Here is an 18,078-nt window from a genome sequence, read left to right as displayed (position 1 = left end):
ATGATCATCTGGGTTGTACTTCTCTCTATTGTTTTCATCGTTTTAAGCTCTACCATTTTTAAACTGCATCCGTTGGCGGGCTTACTACTTGCTGCATTGGGAGTAGGTATTTTTGCAGGCCTGCCGATTGACAAACTCGCGGAAACAATAGGGAAAGGATTTGGCGAGTTGATGTCGAAGATCGGACTGATGGTGATCTTAGGTTGTATAATAGGAGCTATACTCGACAGATCAGGTGCGGCTATAAAAGTAGCAGATGTAATCTTGAATTTGTTCGGTACGAAGAGACCTGCATTTGCGATGTCCGTGATCGGTGCGATTGTAGGTATTCCCGTTTTCTGTGATTCAGGATTTATCATTCTACATAAGTTGAACCGTATCGTGGCAGAACGAACGGGTATTCCGCTGGCTACCATTTCTTTGTCGTTGTCAGGCGGATTATTCGCAACTCATACATTGGTACCACCTACACCCGGCCCGCTTTCCGCCGCCGGAAATCTGGGTATTCCGGATTCTATAGGGCTGGTGATTTTGATCGGTCTCGTTGTTTCTGTTCCCAGCTTGTTTGTTTCAACCTGGTTTGCCGATCGTTACACAAGAAATATTCAGGTAGCCGTTGAGAATACTGATGTGCCTGCAGAGAATCTTACGCTACCGCCTGCATGGAAAGCGTTCATGCCTATTCTACTCCCGATTTTCCTGATTACCTTGGCGTCGTCCGCACAGATATTTCATTTTTCTTCTGTTTGGACAACATGGCTGGGTTTCTTTGGTAGTCCGTTAGTTTCGTTTCTGTTGGCGATCTTTTTCAGTTACTCGTTATTTCCAAAGAATGCTGCGGCTAGTATGAATGCCTGTTTCAAAAATGGTATTGAACACTGCGGAACAACACTGGTGCTGGTCGGGGCAGGAGGTGCTTTTGGGGCTATATTAAAGGAAACAGAATTGAAAAATCTAGTGAGTGAATGGTTAACCCGGAACGAAATGAGCGGCGTGTACTTATTACTTATAGCCTTCCTGATTGCTTTATTTTTCAAAACGGCACAAGGATCCACGACTTCATCCATGGTTCTGACGACCAGTATACTAGCTCCGTTGTTACCCTCACTGGGATTCACAGATCCGGTTCAGATTACACTCGTTGTGATGGCCGTGGGTAGCGGCGCCATGATCGTGTCGCATGCAAATGATGCCTGGTTCTGGGTCGTGTCGCAGTTCACAGGTATGTCGGCGACGGATACTTACCGTAGTCATACTATTCTGACAGGTTTGCAAGGTATCGCCAGCTTTATAGTGACGGTCATTCTCTATTTTATCCTGGTCTGATTCGTCTGTTGAGAAAACCGATAGCTTACAAAAAAGCCCGCTCCGGATTCCGGAACGGGCTTTACTATCTTATATATCAGAAATTATTGCAGACCAAGATCTGCAAGTACTTCTTTCACTTTGGCAGCTGCTTCTTTGAATTCAATCGCAGAAGAAACCTTCAGACCTGATTCGTTGATAATACGTGCACCTTCTTCAGCATTGGTACCCTGCAAACGAACGATGATCGGAACTGGAATCTCACCAATTGCTTTATATGCTTCTACAACACCGGCAGCAACGCGGTCGCAACGAACGATACCACCGAAGATGTTGATCAAAATAGCTTTTACATTAGGATCTTTCAGGATGATACGGAAACCGGCTTCTACGGTACGTGCGTTCGCGCCACCTCCAACATCAAGGAAGTTAGCAGGATCACCACCAGAAAGCTTAATAAGGTCCATTGTAGCCATTGCAAGTCCTGCACCGTTTACCATACAACCCACGTTTCCGTCAAGTTTCACATAGTTCAGGTTGTTAGCACCAGCTTCTACTTCCAAAGGATCTTCTTCGTTGGTATCGCGCATTTCTGCCAGCTCAGGATGACGATACAATGCGTTGTCGTCCAGATCCACTTTTGCATCAACAGCAAGAATCTTGTTGTCAGATGTTTTCAAAACCGGATTGATCTCGAACATGGCCGAATCACTCTCCACGTATGCTTTGTAAAGTGCAGTGATGAATTTCACCATTTCTTTGAAAGCGTCACCTTCAAGCCCAAGAGCAAAAGCAACTTTACGTGCCTGGAATGGCTGCAATCCCACTTTCGGATCGATCCACTCTTTCATGATTTTTTCCGGCGTATGTTCTGCAACTTCTTCAATGTCCATACCACCTTCGGTGCTGGCCATGATTACGTTGCAGTTTCTGCCGCGATCCAATAGGATGGACAGATAATATTCTTTTGGCTCGCTTGGGCCAGGATAGTAAACATCTTCAGCTATAAGCACTTTATTCACACGCTTTCCGGCATCGCCTGTCTGATGCGTAACAAGTACTTTACCAAGAATGTTATTGGATATCGTACGTACGTCTTCAACAGATTTAGCAAGAGCAACTCCACGTTGTTCTGTACCAACTATTCTGCCTTTACCACGCCCACCGGCATGAATCTGCGATTTAACCACATACCACTTGGTACCTGTCTGCTGGCTAAGTTCACGTGCAACTTCTACCGCCTTGTCGGGCGTGTCGGCTACAAGCCCTTCCTGAATACGCACACCGTATTTTTTCAGAACGCTTTTGCCTTGATATTCGTGAATATTCATGAGTATAAAAGTAAATTGGTATTTTCACGGCAAATTAAGGAATTAATCAAAACGGGGGTAAGTTTTTCCCTAATTATCTTTTTGTAAAATGAATTTACTTAGGGCGAGTGGAATAAAACGTACGTATGGCTCATTGCAGGTTTTAAAGGGAATTGATCTTGAAGTTGCAAGTGGAGAAGTGGTCGCGATTGTGGGTGCATCAGGAGCGGGTAAGAGTACGTTTTTACATATTTTAGGAACACTTGACCGTCCGGAAGAAGGAGAGGTGTATATAGAGGACGTGAATGTTTTTACTCAGAAAGACAAAGATCTTGCCCGATTCAGGAATGAGAAAATAGGTTTTATTTTTCAATTTCATAATTTGATGGCTGAGTTTACAGCACTTGAAAATGCCTGCATGCCTGCTTATATTGGTGGAGTGATGAAGGAGAAGGAAATCCTCAACAGAGGCAAGGAGTTGTTGGATATGCTCGGACTGACCGACCGGATGAATCATTTGCCTTCGCAACTATCTGGTGGAGAGCAACAACGTGTAGCTGTTGCCCGTGCTTTACTCAACAAACCTTCCATTGTACTGGCTGATGAACCAAGCGGAAATCTGGATTCTCATAATGCACTCGACTTACACCAGTTGTTTTTTAAATTGAGAGACGAATTCGGGCAAACCTTTGTAATTGTTACGCACAATGAGGAGCTGGCCGAGATGGCCGACAGAAGACTTGTGATGCAGGATGGCAGAATGCTTTCTTAATCAGAAAAATAATTAAAAATATTTTTACACTTGGTGTGACCAGCGATTGTGAACCTCGTCATAATGCCGAAGTTTTTCATAACGTTGAGTAAAGTGAATAGCCGCCTGGAGTTTTCCGGGCGGCTATTTTTTGGTGGGTATTGCAATTGATTCTATCTCGCTTTCCATGCAATCTCCGTCTGGAATGAAGCTTTAGTAAGGAGTGGCAATTTTTTCGTGTGTTGTAAAAACAATATCACTATGAATGATGCGTCCATCTTCCAGCTTCGCATAAGCTCGCTGGTATACATGCATGCGTAAAGGGTAATTTCCATTACGCCTCATTACCTTTTCACCAACTCCGAATTCTTCTGTTATAATATGTCGACCGTGAGTCTGAAAAGTTGGCTCTTTGAATAAATATGGTGAATTGTTTATTATCTCACCAGTATAATAAGTTGAAAAAATAATACCATATTCTACCACTGTAACATTACCTTTTCCTTTGCAAGAACCCGATAATTATTGATGAAAGTTGTTGGGTATGGAGGTGGAGTTTCTCTGTGCTGGGTAATGAGCAATGCTTCCAGCACTGGCAATACCTCAAGGATTTCCTTCTCCTTGCATGAGAGATTTGTAAAAAGTACTGTAATTACCAGTGCCGTTAGTTTGAGTGATTGGGTAAATAGCTATTGCATAAGGTAGGCAGTTAGCAGGTTTGTGACAAAGCTATTTGATATAGCTCTAAATTTAAATCCTTTACTGTTTTGATAAGTCAGATAAAACTATGGTTAAAGAAATCAAGTTTGGATAACCGCCATAAACAACAAAGGCAGCCCATTACGGACTGCCTTTGAAAAAGCTATATCAGCGAATGAATTACATCATTCCGCCCATTCCGCCTGGGTGACCATGGCCACCACCTGCAGGTGCTTCTTCTGGTTCGTCAGCAATTACGCACTCTGTTGTCAACAACAGACCAGCGATAGAAGCTGCGTTTTCCAAAGCAAGACGTGAAACTTTCTTAGGATCGATAATACCTGCTTCTAACAAGTCAGTGTAGATATTGTCTTTCGCGTTGTAACCATAAGCGCCGGTTCCTTCCTTCACTTTCGCAACTACAACAGATGGCTCCTGGCCAGAGTTGGATACGATCGTTCTCAGAGGAGATTCCAAAGCTACACGGATGATGTTGATACCTGTTGTCTCGTCTTCGTTGTTTCCAACCAAGCCATCAAGGGCAGCAGCAGCACGGATGTAAGCAACACCACCACCAGCTACGATACCTTCTTCAACAGCAGCACGAGTTGCATGCAATGCATCGTCAACGCGGTCTTTTTTCTCTTTCATTTCAACCTCAGTTGCAGCTCCGATGTAAAGGATAGCTACACCACCAGACAATTTGGCAAGGCGTTCCTGAAGTTTTTCGCGATCGTAGTCAGATGTAGTATTTTCGATCTGCGATTTGATTTGGTTAACACGTCCGGCGATTTCCTCAGGAGAACCACTTCCGTTAACGATAGTTGTGTTGTCCTTGTCGATAATCACTTTCTCAGCAGTACCAAGGTACTCCAAAGTAGCATTTTCCAATTTGTATCCTTGCTCTTCGCTGATTACTGTTCCGCCAGTAACTTTTGCAATATCTTCAAGCATCGCTTTACGACGGTCACCGAAACCAGGAGCTTTAACAGCAGCTACTTTCAAGGCGCCACGGATCTTGTTAACTACCAAAGTAGCCAATGCTTCTCCGTCAACGTCTTCCGCCAAAATAACTAATGGACGACCAGTTTGAGCTACAGCTTCCAATACAGGAAGAAGTTCTTTCATAGAAGAAACTTTCTTCTCAGAGATCAAAATGTATGGACGCTCAAGATCAGCCTCCATTTTCTCTGTGTTAGTAACGAAATATGGAGAAAGGTATCCACGGTCGAACTGCATACCTTCAACAGTTTTAACTTCTGTTTCAGTACCACGTGCTTCTTCAACAGTGATTACACCTTCTTTACCAACTTTTTCCATCGCCTCAGCAATCATATTACCGATTTCTTCGTCGTGGTTAGCAGAGATAGTTGCAACCTGAGCAATTTCTTTTGAAGTAGAAATCACTTTTTTCTGTCCTTCAAGATTTTTAGTGATAGCAGCAACAGCTTTGTCGATACCACGCTTAAGATCCATCGGATTTGCGCCAGCAGCTACATTTTTAACACCTATCGAGTAAATCGCCTGTGCAAGAACGGTAGCAGTAGTAGTACCATCACCGGCAGAATCAGCAGTTTTAGAAGCAACTTCTTTCACTAACTGAGCTCCCATGTTTTCGATAGGATCTTTCAGGTCGATTTCTTTTGCAACAGATACACCATCTTTTGTGATGCTTGGAGAACCGAATTTCTTGTCAATTACAACGTTACGGCCACGAGGTCCCAATGTAACTTTAACGGCATCCGCCAATGTATCTACACCCTTTTTTATTTTATCGCGGGCTTCGGTATCAAAAAATATTTTCTTAGACATACCAATAAGTAATTTGAATTAACTTTTAAGATTTAAATGGATAGTTACCAGATATTAACCAATAATGGCGTAAATATCTGATTCACGCATAATAAGGATATCTTTTCCTTCGTACGCCAGCTCTGTACCGGAGTATTTACCATACAATACTGTGTCACCAACTTTAACTGTTAATGGCTCATCTTTTTTACCAGGACCTACTGCCACAACAGTACCACGTTGAGGTTTTTCTTTTGCAGTATCAGGGATGATGATACCAAATGCAGTTTTTTCTTCGGCTGGGGCTGGTTCTACAAGAACACGGTCAGCCAGAGGTTGTACGTTCACTTGTATTTCTGCTAAAGTTGACATAGATATTAAACGTTTATTTATTTTTTTGATTTGTCAGTAATTGAATGACTCCTCCCTACTTAGCACAATCTATGCCAGTCCGCCAATGCTGACATTTTTTCAGCACGGTTGTGACATATTTGTATGTTGTCGTGTTTTGTTATAATTATTCAGGTGAGTACCATGTCAAAGATTACAAAGATTTGATTTTGCTCCGACAAATGATTAATTTCTGTCCGTATCTAAAAGTCGACCATTATGACAAAACTGGAATCGGACTGGCTCACAAAGGGTATTATTGATTTTGAATATAAAAAGTACGTACTCCTGGCATACCTCAAACATATTGAAGGACAGTTTTGTGCCAATAAATTGTATCCGTATCTGACGGAATTACAGCATCATTTTGATAATTGTATCAAAATCCGCGAAAACAAGGAAATGCTGAAAAGTTCTTTCCCGAAAAACCTGAAAAGTATTGATCTGAAATCGCTACGCTTCGTATACGAAGATGCTTTGCATGACGACTCGTATCCAGAAGAGCTGGATAGTATACTGGATTTTGCAATTCCGAATCTGGCGCGGAAGAATACGGATGGGCATGAAATTCTTACGGCAGTAGGGGAGAATATCAGTATTTCGCCTGTAGGTATTGTTCCTTTGCGGAATGAAGAAGGATATTTGTTTTTCTGCCACGCTGTGGAGAATAGGATTAGTATATTTCAATACCAGCTCGCCCTCTATAATGAGCAGCGCGAGAGGTATGTCAAAACCATGTTTGTAGATTCTGTAAAGCTTGGCTACGCCAATACTGTGTCGCAGGTAAAGGTGGATCTTGTGAGGCGCAATAAATCACTTCCTAATCCTGCAACTTATGTCATTGAATCGAAGTATTCTTACCCGTTGGAGGAAACGCTTTTGCCTATTGCAAAGAAGCTCATTCTGAAACAGCTTATCGCTGCCTGAGAATGAGATCAGTAAAACGGATTGATATAGGATCAGACTACCTTTTTATCAATCCATTTTGCTACTTCCGGAGCCGTATAGTTTTCCATCATAGTGATGAGATTTTCCACATCTTCACTGACAAGTAACATTTCCTGGTTGATCTGTTTCAGAAATCCTTTGCTGACCATGACATCTAACAAAGCATTAAGTGAATCATAAAAACCTCCTACGTTCAGAATTCCTATTGGTTTTTTGTGCAGTCCGAGCTGAGCCCAGGTAAGCATTTCAAATAGTTCTTCCAATGTTCCGAAGCCACCCGGCAATGAGATTACACCCTCGCTTATTTCATTCATTCTGGTTTTGCGCTCATGCATACTTTCTACCAGAATAAGTTCAGTCAATCCGCTGTGAGCAATTTCCTTGGTTTGCAGGAAGTGGGGTAACACGCCTCTCACTATTCCTCCTTCACCAAGTGCTCCATCCGCAACAGCGCCCATCAGGCCTACGTTAGCACCTCCGTAGATAAGTTCAATGTTTCGTTGGGCAAGTACTTTACCAAGTAACATCGCCTGATCTTGATAAATACTGTCTGTTCCAAAGCTGGAACCACATAATACCGTAATACTTTTCATATTTAAATTATGCGATAAAAAAAACAGCTAATTCTGACATAAAGTTGTCAAAATTAGCTGTTTAAAGCTTTAAAATGTCTTTTATTTTGTAGTGTCAGCAGGTGCTGCTTCAGGTGTCGCAGGAGTCGCTTCGCCACCAGCTGCAGGAGCAGGAGCAATGTTGCCACCAGGAACTACAGTATTTTGTGCTTTATCAATATTGACACTTCTGATACCGCCTCCATCTGCATTGCCACCCACAATGATGTAGGAAGCAAGTGATATAAGAATAACAGCACCAGCAAGTCCCCATGTAATTTGCTCAAGTAAATCAGTAGTCTTTTTAACTCCGAACATTTGTGTTGTTCCGGCTCCGCTAAACTCACTGGATAATCCACCACCTTTGGAGTTCTGAACCAAAACTACCAGAATTAACAAAACTGCGATGATCGCAACCAAAATAATTAAACCCAAGTACATGCCTTAAAAAATAATATAGAATGAATGAATGCGTAAATAATCAGTTTTAAACAATCAGAATTAAACTTCTAAATGATAAAGTTCACTTAATTTTTTCGCAAAGTAATTCCTTTTTTCCGGATTTCTCAAAATCAATTTTTGATAGACGTCAATTGCTTTATCCGTTTTACCCTGGCGAAGAAGAATTTTTGCAAAGGCTTCTGTTTCAATCATCCCTGTTCCTGACTGCGCAACTCTGCCGGAAAGGTCAATAGATACAGGTTCTACATTGCTTTGCTGGCGAATAATACGAGGGTTTTTCTTCATGAAACCCTGAATAATCTGTTGTTGTCTTTTTTGTTCCTCAGACCTTTGAGTGAGTAAGTCAGGTATTAGTTCTTCGGGTAACTTACCCAAAACATCCTCTGCTACTTCCGGTATCAGAAGCTCCGTACTAACAATCGTTTTTTCAATATGAACTGAATCGTCGTACCGATCCTGGCTTTCAACCAGATTTTGAAGAGCAATTCTGCTTAGGGCGTAGGCGGCGGCCAGAGGTCTGGTTTTTTCAAGTTCGTCCGGACCTGATATACTGGATGCCTTTGCCAGCAAAGAATAATTGATCTGGCAATAAGGAAATGCCTTTATCGTCGCTTCAAGTTGAGGAATCACATCTGTGCCCAGTATGTTTGGATTTTTTACCAGGTGATTAAATGTGTTTTTATCAACAATTGTCATAAACCGCAGCAGCTTTAAAGTAAACTAAAATATGAAGGTAATCAAATTCGAAATCTACTACCAGTCGGCAGCTGATTTATTGAATATCTGTTGTATTAAGTTTTCCTGAATTGTTGGCAATAATCTGGCTTCGTTCTGATCAAGCGTTTGTGTCTGGGGAAAGTCAGCAAAATAAGTAAATGACTGGTCGAAATTCTTGGTTTCATCCTGAGCATTGGTAAATCGTACCTGAACTGTAACGTTCAGCCGGTTGAGCCCTGCTTCATCACTTGCTGTAGTAGCAGCAGGTGTCACATCATAACCGGTAATAGAACCTTCCAGTACCAGATCTCCACCGCTGGGAAGTATCTTCAGGCTGGTGTTTTTCTGGAAATATTCTTTTAGCTCTTCTGTAAGTCTCTGCGGTAAGTTAGCCGGCCCACCGGCGGTTCCCATCGTAAAGTTCACTACTGAAAAGGTTTTCAGGTCAGGAGAGAGATTTGTTCCACTGAAAGAATACACGCCGCAGCCTGATAAGAGGAATGAAGAATGAAGAATGAAGAGTACAATCGTCAACTTCATAGCAGATGGAGAGGAGCCCCACCATAATTTATTGAAACCCTTTTTGGATAAACTGTTATTCATTTTTTATTCTTCTATATCGTATTGTTTTATCTTCCGGTATAACGTGCGTTCTGATATTCCTAATGCACTTGCTGCATACTTCCTTTTGTTATTATTCTTTCTAAGTGCTTTAATGATCATCTCCTTTTCTTTGTCTTCCAGAGATAGAGACTCTTCTTCGGCAGTAACGTGAATAACATCTTCAATTTCACTCCTCTCATCAGAATAACGATCCAGATCCACTTTTCGGGGATGTGGATTAAGAAGACGTGACGGCTCCAGGGGAGACTGAGATAAACCAGGTTCAGGTGTATTAAGTGAACTGAATAATTCCTGATGATCTTTCAGAATTTCGCCACCATACTTTTCATTTTCTAAAACACCTCTTACCAGCTTCTTGAGTTCCGTTACATCACGACGCATATCAAAAAGCACCTTGTATAGCAGTTCACGTTCGGAAAAAGAGTTCGCTGATTCTTCGGAATTTCTAACAGGAATCAGCGCCTTGCGGCTCGAAGGCTGAACCGGATTTAAGTAGCTGTTCAATGTAACTGCACTGATGGGTAATTCTTTATCTGTTTCAAGAATCGTGATTTGTTCAGCAATATTCTTGAGTTGTCGGATGTTACCGGGAAAAGGATACTCCATTAATAAGTCCCGGGCTTCCGCATCCAGTCGTACTGCCTTGGTTCTGTACCTCTCAGAAAAATCGTTTGTGAATTTTCTGAAAAGAAGCAGTACATCTTCGCCTCTGTCTCGCAATGGAGGAACATAAATAGGAACGGTATTCAAACGGTAATATAAATCCTCTCTGAATTTCCCGTTATTAACTGCCTCGAGCAGGTTGACATTTGTGGCTGCTACCACACGCACGTTGGTTTTCATCACTTTGGATGAGCCCACACGTATGTATTCGCCGTTTTCCAATACGCGCAACAGACGTGCCTGAGTTCCGAGAGGCATTTCACCCACTTCATCCAAAAAGATGGTTCCTCCATTGGTTGTTTCGAAATAGCCTTTTCTTGCATCAAGGGCACCGGTAAATGCACCTTTCTCATGTCCGAAAAGTTCCGAATCGATCGTACCTTCTGGTATCGCTCCGCAGTTGATGGCAATAAAAGTGCCGTGTTTGCGGGAACTGATACTATGTATAATTTTAGAAAATGATTCTTTACCGCTTCCGCTTTCTCCTGTAATCAGTACAGTGAGATCCGTAGCTGCCACCTGAATAGCCACGTTGATCGCGTGATTCAGAGAAGGAGAGGAGCCAATGATGCCGAATCTATTCTTTACAGATTGTATTTCTGATGAATTCATTAAAATAGCAATGGCTATAAAATTTTAATATACAGCCGTTTATGGTTTTATTTTATGGATTTCCATAAAATAACCTGGTTAATATTGAGCTACTTCCTGTTCAATAAGTGCCACACCACGAAGGGTAGCTGAAGTGGTGTCTGTGATCAGGACATTTACATAGTCACCCTTGCTAAAATGCTCTTTAGGGAAAATCACTACTTTATTCTGGTCACTGCGTCCTGACAAATCATCATCTGAACGTTTTGAAAATCCTTCTGCCAGTACTCGTTGAACTGTTCCAATCAGCTTCTGATTTCTTTCAGCTGATATACGTTGCTGAATTGCGATAATTTCCGAAAGTCTGCGTTGTTTCACGTCAGCAGGAATGTCGTCGGTAAATTTCTTCGCCGCCGGTGTTCCCGGACGTTCCGAATAGGAGAACATGAATCCGAAATCAAAACGAACGTGTTCCAGTAGAGAAAGAGAATCAAGGTGTTCCTCTTCCGTTTCTGTGCAAAATCCTGCAATCATGTCATGCGATATTCCGCATGTGTCTCCAAGTATCCTGCGAATGCTGTCTACTCTTTCCAGATACCATTCACGGTCATAAGTGCGGTTCATCACTGATAACATCCGGCTATTGCCATGTTGCGCAGGAAGGTGTATATATTTACAGATGTTGTCGTACTTTTTCATCATATACAACACCTGATCCGTAATATCTTTAGGGTGCGAAGTACTAAATCTGACACGAAGATCAGGACTGATCAGTGCAACCATTTCAAGCAAACTGGCAAAGTTGACCAATATCTGCTCAGAGGATTCCTCACCTTTTATTTTAGTGCTATCCCACTTATAGCTGTCTACATTTTGTCCGAGTAGGGTAACTTCTTTATAGCCAGCCTCAAACAATTCACGGGCCTCCTTGACAATCGAAAACGGATCCCTGCTTCTTTCCCGACCACGGGTATACGGCACTACGCAGAAACTACACATGTTATCGCAACCACGCATGATGGAGATGAGCGCAGTAATACCATTTGAATTGAGCCGCACTGGAGATATATCTGCATATGTCTCTTCTCTGGATAGAAAGACGTTTACGCCTTTTTGTCCTGTTTCAGCTTCTTCAACCAGGCGGGGCAGATCGCGGTAAGCATCAGGGCCAGTAACGATATCCACCATCTTTTCCTCTTCCAAAAGCTTGGATTTCAAACGCTCGGCCATACAACCTAACACGCCAATCAGCATACCAGGTCTTTTTCTTTTATATACATTAAGCTGTTTCAGCCTGGTTCTCACTCGCTGCTCCGCATTATCTCTGATGGCGCACGTATTCAGGAAAACCAGGTCAGCGTTTTCTGCGTCAGATGTGGTAGCAAAGCCTGCATTGCGCATGACGGATGCAACGATTTCGCTGTCTGCAAAATTCATCTGACAACCATAACTCTCAATAAAAAGGGTTTTCTTCCCAAATGCAGGCTCGTTTTCCGAAACCTTTACGATCTCACAGGCCTCTTTATCCGATTCTGTTAATATTTTTAAACTCGCTGCAATTCTGTTCTCCATCTGACAAAGGTATTCTTGGTAGTATCCTTAAGAACTACAAAGGTAAAATAAATTGGCGAAAACTGACAAACTGTCATAATTCACCTGATAAAGTTAATACATGATCCGCAGTCTTCCTTTGGCATTGGTATGGAAGGAACAATGCACTGATGAGGTCAGAAAGGATAACCAACTCCCAGATTGATATTCAGAAAATTGGGCTGAGAACGTCGGAAAGGTTTCCTGATATCAAAATCGTCCAGTACAAAACCTCTTCTTTTAATGATGGTATCAGCATCGTCGGTTTGTACAGTCATTATTGAAGGGTCATATACTTTAATCCCAAAATCAAACCGAAGTACAAAAAATGACAGATCGTAGCGTATACCAAAGCCGGATCCCACGGCTATATCTTTCAATAGTGTTTCAGCTTTAAGATTTTGCCTGTCATTCGGACTGTTGAAACTCCATACATTTCCTGCGTCAATAAAGAAGGCATAATTGATAGCTCCGAAAAAATCGGCCAGGTGACCACGCCATTCCAGATTTCCTTCGAGTAAGAACTGTCCGGGTGCTTCAATCAAAAGATTGGATGTAGTAAGCTGTGGTGGTGCTGAACCCGGACCTAACCGGCGTGGAAGCCAGGCTCTTACACTATTAGATCCACCTGCAAAGAAATACTTTTCATAAGGTGGAACCTTGTTATCGCCATAACTATGGATCGCTCCGCTGTTGACTCTCGCTACAAATGCTGATTGCCGCCCTACAGGCCAGTATCGTCGGAAATCGATATTCCAGCGGATATATTTATAGAATTGCAGATTCCCGTCATTATCCTTGAAAATGTTGTTGATTAATCGTTTTTGGCCTGGGAAAAGATTTTGGGATGTTCCGCCGGATTCAAAAGAAAATCTGAAATAACGGGCATTTTTCTGAGGACCTGCAATGGGATTATTATTGAAAACGTAGGTGAAGTTGACATCTGAAACGAATGCTTTCAAAAAGCTGTATCTCAGATTATTCCCTTGTGCCTGTAAGGTATCAAGCAAATTGCTGAATCCCGGACTTAATCTTGAAGTATTAAGTATGTTAAGGTCAATTAAGGAAAGATTGTAGAGTGTAAAATTGTTAGGCTGCCAGGAATAAGTGAGTGCTGTTTTGAAGTTAGTTCTTGAATATTCCGGTCTGTTCACAAAATTGAAACCTACTCCAACCTGCGTGCGTGGATTGTAGGCAGCCACTTTTCGACCAAAGTAATTACCCGGTATGAGTAGTTTCGGAAATAATATGGAAGTATTGAGTCCGATTTCTTCACTTCTGTAAATGTCATTGTCATTCAAAAAACCAGGTACCAGCTCAATACCACCACGAATATTGGCCTCGAAGTTTTCCAACCCGTTGAATACGTTTCTGATTTTATAAGAAAAGTTGGCAAAGGGCCCCGGTGCTCCCTGTAATTGAATTACATTTAATCCAAGATCAGTTGAAAACTGGTACTTGTCAAGTGGGATAGCCTTGTAGGTTGCCTGTATTCCTTTACCGGTGGAGTCGAGTTTATAGCCGTAATTGATAAACCGGAACTGATCTGTAAGTGATAACAGCCGCTGGGTATCCCGCTCTTTCTGCTGGCTGTAGAAGTCGCCGGGACGGATCTGAATTTTGCTGTCGAGGATACTTGTTGAAAATTTTTTGTCGGAAAATGAATAGTTTATTTCCCGGAAAGTGGATGCTGTTTTTCTAAATAGCGAGTCGGGCAAACCCGTAGGAGAAGCAACCTCAAACTTGACCGAAGAAAAAGTATACCGGTCAAGTTTTTTGTCTCCGGTAGTTTCCATATCTACATTCACATCGACATCAACCTCTTTGAACGCGCTATCGGTCTCAGGGTTAGTAAGCGTGTCGTTTACCAGATACGTTACATTCTGGCGTGAAAATCCCATATAACCCTCGTTACGAAATAATGTCTCGATCCTGACACGTTCTTCTTCGAAAGCATCACCATCGTATCGCTTTCCTGAAAGAATTGCAGCATCTTTAGCGTTTGCCGTCACCAGGCTATCGGCAAAGGCATTGGTTATATGGTACTCAACATGACGTATCATGGTCGGACGGTTTTCTGAAACCTGGTACGTAACCTTGATGCGGTTAAAAATCGTATCCGGAGTAAATGTCACCGCAGACTGAAAAAAGCCGTTGTTATAAAGATACTTTTGCATCTTCTCTGCATTCTTCTCTACTTCACCCTGAACGTAATATACCGGCTCCTCTCCCAAAACCCACATCCAAAAATTACCTTTTTCGACACGATTCTGGGCTCTTTCAAGTTTTTTGCTATATCTGCGCTGAATTTTTTCAAGTTTAGCTGGATTGTCTTCATGCAAACGTGATTCTTTCTGGTAATTTTGCGTTACCTCTATTACTTTCCGTTGTTTTTCTTCCTTGACATAAAAAAGCTGTCCGAAGCGATAAAGTCCTACATAAGGAAAAACGGGTAAACCAAGTAATCGTCGGTTGGGTTTTTGAGGAATCAGTGCGTCGAGCTCTGAATTACTGATCGCATGATTCCCTTTAATATAAGAGTTGCCCAGATAATAACCATTCAGCTGGGTTTGTTGCTTTCGGGCACAAGACGACAGCCCCAGAAGAAACAGGAAGAGATATAAACAGTACTTGAAATTATATTCGCTATTCAATGCTTTCTAAAAATCGTATTAAGTATATTAACTCGCTAAAAATCAAGAAGTATCGTCACCTTAATCAATCTTTTATTATTGAAGGTGCCAAAAGTGTACTGGAACTGATCCGCTCTGATTTCGACGTTGAGTTTGTATTGGCTACACAGGAATTTCAACAAAAATACTCAAGTATTTTAAGCGAGCGCAAAACTCTTATCGAAACCGTTACATTAACTGAACTTGAGGGGCTCGGTTCATTTCAAACGAATGATTCCTGTCTGGCAGTTGCGAAGAGTAAAGAAAATGTTTTTCTGAGTGCTGATGAATCTGAATATGTGATCGTGTTGGACGATATTAATGATCCGGGCAACCTGGGGACGATTATCAGAATCGCAGATTGGTATGGTATCAGTAAAATTGTATGTTCCAATTCTACTACGGATCTGTATAATCCCAAAGTAATTGCCGCAAGTAAAGGGTCTTTTACAAGAGTGAAACTGTATTACACGGATCTGGCAACGTATCTGGAACAACACACCGAGGATCAGACTGTAATCGGCGCTTTTCTGGGTGGACATTCTTTGTACGATTTTCAATTTTCTCCAAAAGGAGGGTATATCATCATGGGTAATGAGGCGAATGGAGTAGGAAAGGATGTTGAAACTTACGTGAAAGAAAAAGTAACAATTCCGCGTTTCGGCGAAGCAGAGTCTCTCAATGTAGGTATTGCAACGGCAGTGATTCTGGATAATTTGAGGCGGAGTATTGGGGCGTAGGGTCCGGGCTTGGGGTAATCGGCATAGGGTAGTGGGTTTTGGGCGTGTTCCTTTTCCCATGCCCTTTTCCCTTTGCCCCTTACTCTTCCGAAGCTTGATGTGTAAGCTCTTCGACATATTCCTTGCCCAGGTATCCGTCTATAAAATAATGGGCAACGTACAAGAGGGGAGTAAGGAAAATAGCAATCATTCCCTTGTATAAATAGTTGATGCTGCCTACAGAAAATACCTGTTTCAAATCCCAGTTCCCGAAAACATAGAAAGCGATCGCAATCACAAGAAAGCTGTCTATAAGCTGGGAGAACATGGTGGAGCCGGTTGCGCGAAGCCATATATATCGGCCTCCTGTTTTTTTGCGTAGCCATGAGAAAACGGATATGTCCAGCAATTGTCCAAGAAGGAATGCTACAATAGATCCAACCATAATCCCTAATCCCTGATTGAAAATCTTTGTAAACGCATCATTGATATTAAAGGCGTTGCCAGCATTATCATTTCCGTTCAGATCGAGCCAGAATTGGGCGGGAGGTAGTTTCGTCGCAACGAGCACAGTTACGAAGGTGTATACAATGAAACCCGCAGTGAGATAAGAAATACGTTTTACACCTTTTTTGCCAAAATACTCATTGATGATGTCAGAGGTAATAAATACAATCGGCCAGTTAATCACACCGGCAGTCATGTTAAAATCCAGTCGCTGACCACCAATCAATAATTGGGCCGGTGGAATACCAAGAAGTGCTTCCACCGAGAAAATCTTGCCACCAATAATTTCGGCTATCAAAGCATTTGTAAGAAAGATACTGCATAGAACGAGAAATAGTCGTTGTCTTTTAGCTTCCTGAATCGACTGGTCTGGCGGTATCATTTACTTTCAATCTGAAATTTACAAGTTCAATTTCTTAGGCTCAATTACACTAAGCTATTACATCTTCTACAGTTCTTGTCGAGAGTACACGACGGTTTTCGAGGAAGAATTCGAGCTTATCCATAGCCTGGTTCAGTTCATCCAATGTAGGCAAGATAACGATCCGGAAGTGGTCATCACTTTTATAATTAAAACCGGTTCCTGCTACCACAAGTACTTTTTGTTCACTCAACAGGTCATACACAAACTGCTCGTCATTTTTCAATCCGAATTTTTTCAGATCAATTTTTGGAAAAACATACAAAGAGCCTTTGGGTTTCACACAAGTAACGCCGGGTATAGAAACCAGCCTGTCGTATACGAGATTGATCTGTTTATAGAGCCTGCCAGTGGGCATGGTTAATTCATGTATACTCTGATATCCCCCTAATGCAGTTTGAATGGCATATTGTGTCGGGACATTCGCACACAGACGAAGACTTGCCAGTAGCAGAAGTCCTTCCATATAGGATTTAGCTTTTTGCTTGGCACCGCTCAGGATCATCCATCCACCGCGGAAACCCGCCGATCGGTAGTTTTTTGATAATCCACCATACGAAACACAAAGTGTATCAGTTACAAGAGATCCCATAGGGTAATGTACAGCCCCGTCATAGAGTATCTTGTCGTATATCTCGTCAGAAAAAATAATCAGTCCGTGTTCCTCAGCCATCTTGGCTATACGTACCAGCACGTCCTTTTCATATACGGCACCAGTAGGATTGTTGGGATTGATGAGTACAATACCCTTGGTACGTGAAGTGATCTTTTTCTCCATGTCTTCAAGATCCGGATTCCAGTCGGCCTGTTCGTCACATATATAATGTACAGGTGTGCCACCACTCAGCGCAATGGAGGCAGTCCAAAGTGGGTAGTCCGGACTTGGAACGAGCACTTCGTCGCCAGGATTCAGCAACGCCTGCATGGATAGTAAAATAAGCTCACTTACACCATTTCCAATAAATATATCATTAATTTCTACATCCTGAATCCCGATAGTCTGGGTGTAATGCATCACAGCTTTTCGCGCGGCGAACAAACCTCTTGAATCTGAATAACCTTGGGCATTGCGAAGGTTCATGATGATATCATGTACGATTTCATCCGGAGAATCGAACCCGAAAGGGGCGGGATTGCCAATATTCAGATTGTGAATTTTAAAACCCTGGCTTTCGAGTTCCAGCGCTTTCTGATACGTAGCGCCTCTGATCTCATACTTCAGATTGTTGAGGCGTTGGCTTTTTAAAAATTCCATGAGCTGATTGTAATGCGATTGATTTTCAAAGTTAAGGAAAAATTGAAATGGC

The 18,078-nt window shown here is 42.1% G+C and carries 16 protein-coding genes; 4 read left to right on the top strand and 12 right to left on the bottom strand.

Annotated elements, in window-relative coordinates; translation table 11 throughout:
* Complete coding sequence (locus AC1XUE_RS08350) at positions 1-1,326, top strand: GntP family permease (protein WP_483355479.1); 1,326 nt, start codon at positions 1-3, stop codon at positions 1,324-1,326.
* A gap of 83 nt (positions 1,327-1,409) precedes the next feature.
* Here AC1XUE_RS08350 and sucC read toward each other — a convergent pair whose 3' ends face one another.
* The gene (gene sucC / locus AC1XUE_RS08345) at positions 1,410-2,636 is read right to left on the bottom strand and encodes an ADP-forming succinate--CoA ligase subunit beta (RefSeq protein ID WP_483355478.1); all 1,227 of its coding nucleotides are present in this window, start codon (positions 2,634-2,636) and stop codon (positions 1,410-1,412) included.
* Between the two features lie 88 nt (positions 2,637-2,724).
* Between sucC and AC1XUE_RS08340 the strand changes: the two genes are divergently transcribed.
* Complete coding sequence (locus tag AC1XUE_RS08340; protein WP_483355477.1) at positions 2,725-3,387, top strand: ABC transporter ATP-binding protein; 663 nt, start codon at positions 2,725-2,727, stop codon at positions 3,385-3,387.
* Positions 3,388-4,245: 858 nt separating this feature from the next.
* Here AC1XUE_RS08340 and groL read toward each other — a convergent pair.
* Together groL and AC1XUE_RS08330 are read right to left on the bottom strand one after the other, a co-directional pair.
* The gene (gene groL, locus AC1XUE_RS08335) at positions 4,246-5,877 is read right to left on the bottom strand and encodes a chaperonin GroEL (RefSeq protein WP_483355476.1); all 1,632 of its coding nucleotides are present in this window, start codon (positions 5,875-5,877) and stop codon (positions 4,246-4,248) included.
* A gap of 54 nt (positions 5,878-5,931) precedes the next feature.
* Complete coding sequence (locus tag AC1XUE_RS08330; protein WP_031526862.1) at positions 5,932-6,228, bottom strand: co-chaperone GroES; 297 nt, start codon at positions 6,226-6,228, stop codon at positions 5,932-5,934.
* Positions 6,229-6,465: 237 nt separating this feature from the next.
* Here AC1XUE_RS08330 and AC1XUE_RS08325 point away from each other — a divergent pair, with 237 nt between their 5' ends.
* The gene (locus AC1XUE_RS08325) at positions 6,466-7,173 is read left to right on the top strand and encodes a hypothetical protein (protein WP_483355475.1); all 708 of its coding nucleotides are present in this window, start codon (positions 6,466-6,468) and stop codon (positions 7,171-7,173) included.
* Positions 7,174-7,205: 32 nt separating this feature from the next.
* Here the strand turns inward: AC1XUE_RS08325 and AC1XUE_RS08320 are convergent, their stop codons facing one another.
* The 7 genes from AC1XUE_RS08320 to tamL all read right to left on the bottom strand — a co-directional run bounded on the left by AC1XUE_RS08320 (position 7,206) and on the right by tamL (position 15,106).
* Positions 7,206-7,787: an LOG family protein gene (locus AC1XUE_RS08320; protein ID WP_483355474.1), complete on the bottom strand. Its 582-nt coding sequence runs from the start codon at positions 7,785-7,787 to the stop codon at positions 7,206-7,208.
* A gap of 81 nt (positions 7,788-7,868) precedes the next feature.
* Complete coding sequence (gene secG / locus AC1XUE_RS08315; RefSeq protein WP_483355473.1) at positions 7,869-8,246, bottom strand: preprotein translocase subunit SecG; 378 nt, start codon at positions 8,244-8,246, stop codon at positions 7,869-7,871.
* Between the two features lie 60 nt (positions 8,247-8,306).
* On the bottom strand, positions 8,307-8,963 hold the full coding sequence (locus AC1XUE_RS08310; RefSeq protein ID WP_483355472.1) for a hypothetical protein: 657 nt from the start codon (positions 8,961-8,963) through the stop codon (positions 8,307-8,309).
* A gap of 57 nt (positions 8,964-9,020) precedes the next feature.
* Positions 9,021-9,587: an LptE family protein gene (locus AC1XUE_RS08305; protein WP_483355471.1), complete on the bottom strand. Its 567-nt coding sequence runs from the start codon at positions 9,585-9,587 to the stop codon at positions 9,021-9,023.
* A gap of 3 nt (positions 9,588-9,590) precedes the next feature.
* Positions 9,591-10,883: a sigma-54 interaction domain-containing protein gene (locus tag AC1XUE_RS08300; protein ID WP_483355470.1), complete on the bottom strand. Its 1,293-nt coding sequence runs from the start codon at positions 10,881-10,883 to the stop codon at positions 9,591-9,593.
* A 78-nt stretch (positions 10,884-10,961) separates the two neighbouring features.
* Positions 10,962-12,434 carry a tRNA (N6-isopentenyl adenosine(37)-C2)-methylthiotransferase MiaB gene (miaB, locus tag AC1XUE_RS08295; protein ID WP_483355469.1) on the bottom strand — a complete coding sequence of 491 codons (1,473 nt, stop codon included), beginning with the start codon at positions 12,432-12,434 and terminating at the stop codon, positions 10,962-10,964.
* A gap of 155 nt (positions 12,435-12,589) precedes the next feature.
* On the bottom strand, positions 12,590-15,106 hold the full coding sequence (tamL, locus tag AC1XUE_RS08290) for a translocation and assembly module lipoprotein TamL (protein WP_483355468.1): 2,517 nt from the start codon (positions 15,104-15,106) through the stop codon (positions 12,590-12,592).
* Here tamL and AC1XUE_RS08285 point away from each other — a divergent pair.
* Positions 15,106-15,864: a TrmH family RNA methyltransferase gene (locus AC1XUE_RS08285; protein ID WP_483355467.1), complete on the top strand. Its 759-nt coding sequence runs from the start codon at positions 15,106-15,108 to the stop codon at positions 15,862-15,864. The two genes, tamL and AC1XUE_RS08285, sit on opposite strands and share 1 nt — an antisense overlap.
* Positions 15,865-15,943: 79 nt before the next feature.
* On the opposite strand, the gene AC1XUE_RS08280 is transcribed toward AC1XUE_RS08285, so the two are convergent.
* Together AC1XUE_RS08280 and AC1XUE_RS08275 are read right to left on the bottom strand one after the other, a co-directional pair.
* Entirely contained in the window at positions 15,944-16,732 is a 789-nt protein-coding gene (locus tag AC1XUE_RS08280; protein ID WP_483355466.1) for a queuosine precursor transporter, read from the bottom strand.
* A gap of 49 nt (positions 16,733-16,781) precedes the next feature.
* On the bottom strand, positions 16,782-18,026 hold the full coding sequence (locus tag AC1XUE_RS08275; protein WP_483355465.1) for a pyridoxal phosphate-dependent aminotransferase: 1,245 nt from the start codon (positions 18,024-18,026) through the stop codon (positions 16,782-16,784).
* Between the last annotated feature and the right edge of the window lie 52 nt (positions 18,027-18,078).

The organism is Dyadobacter sp. HNCC25DJ187 (genome assembly GCF_056895255.1).
The sequence above is the reverse complement of the archived record's forward strand: the minus strand, read 5'-3'. Positions and strand labels throughout refer to the sequence as shown.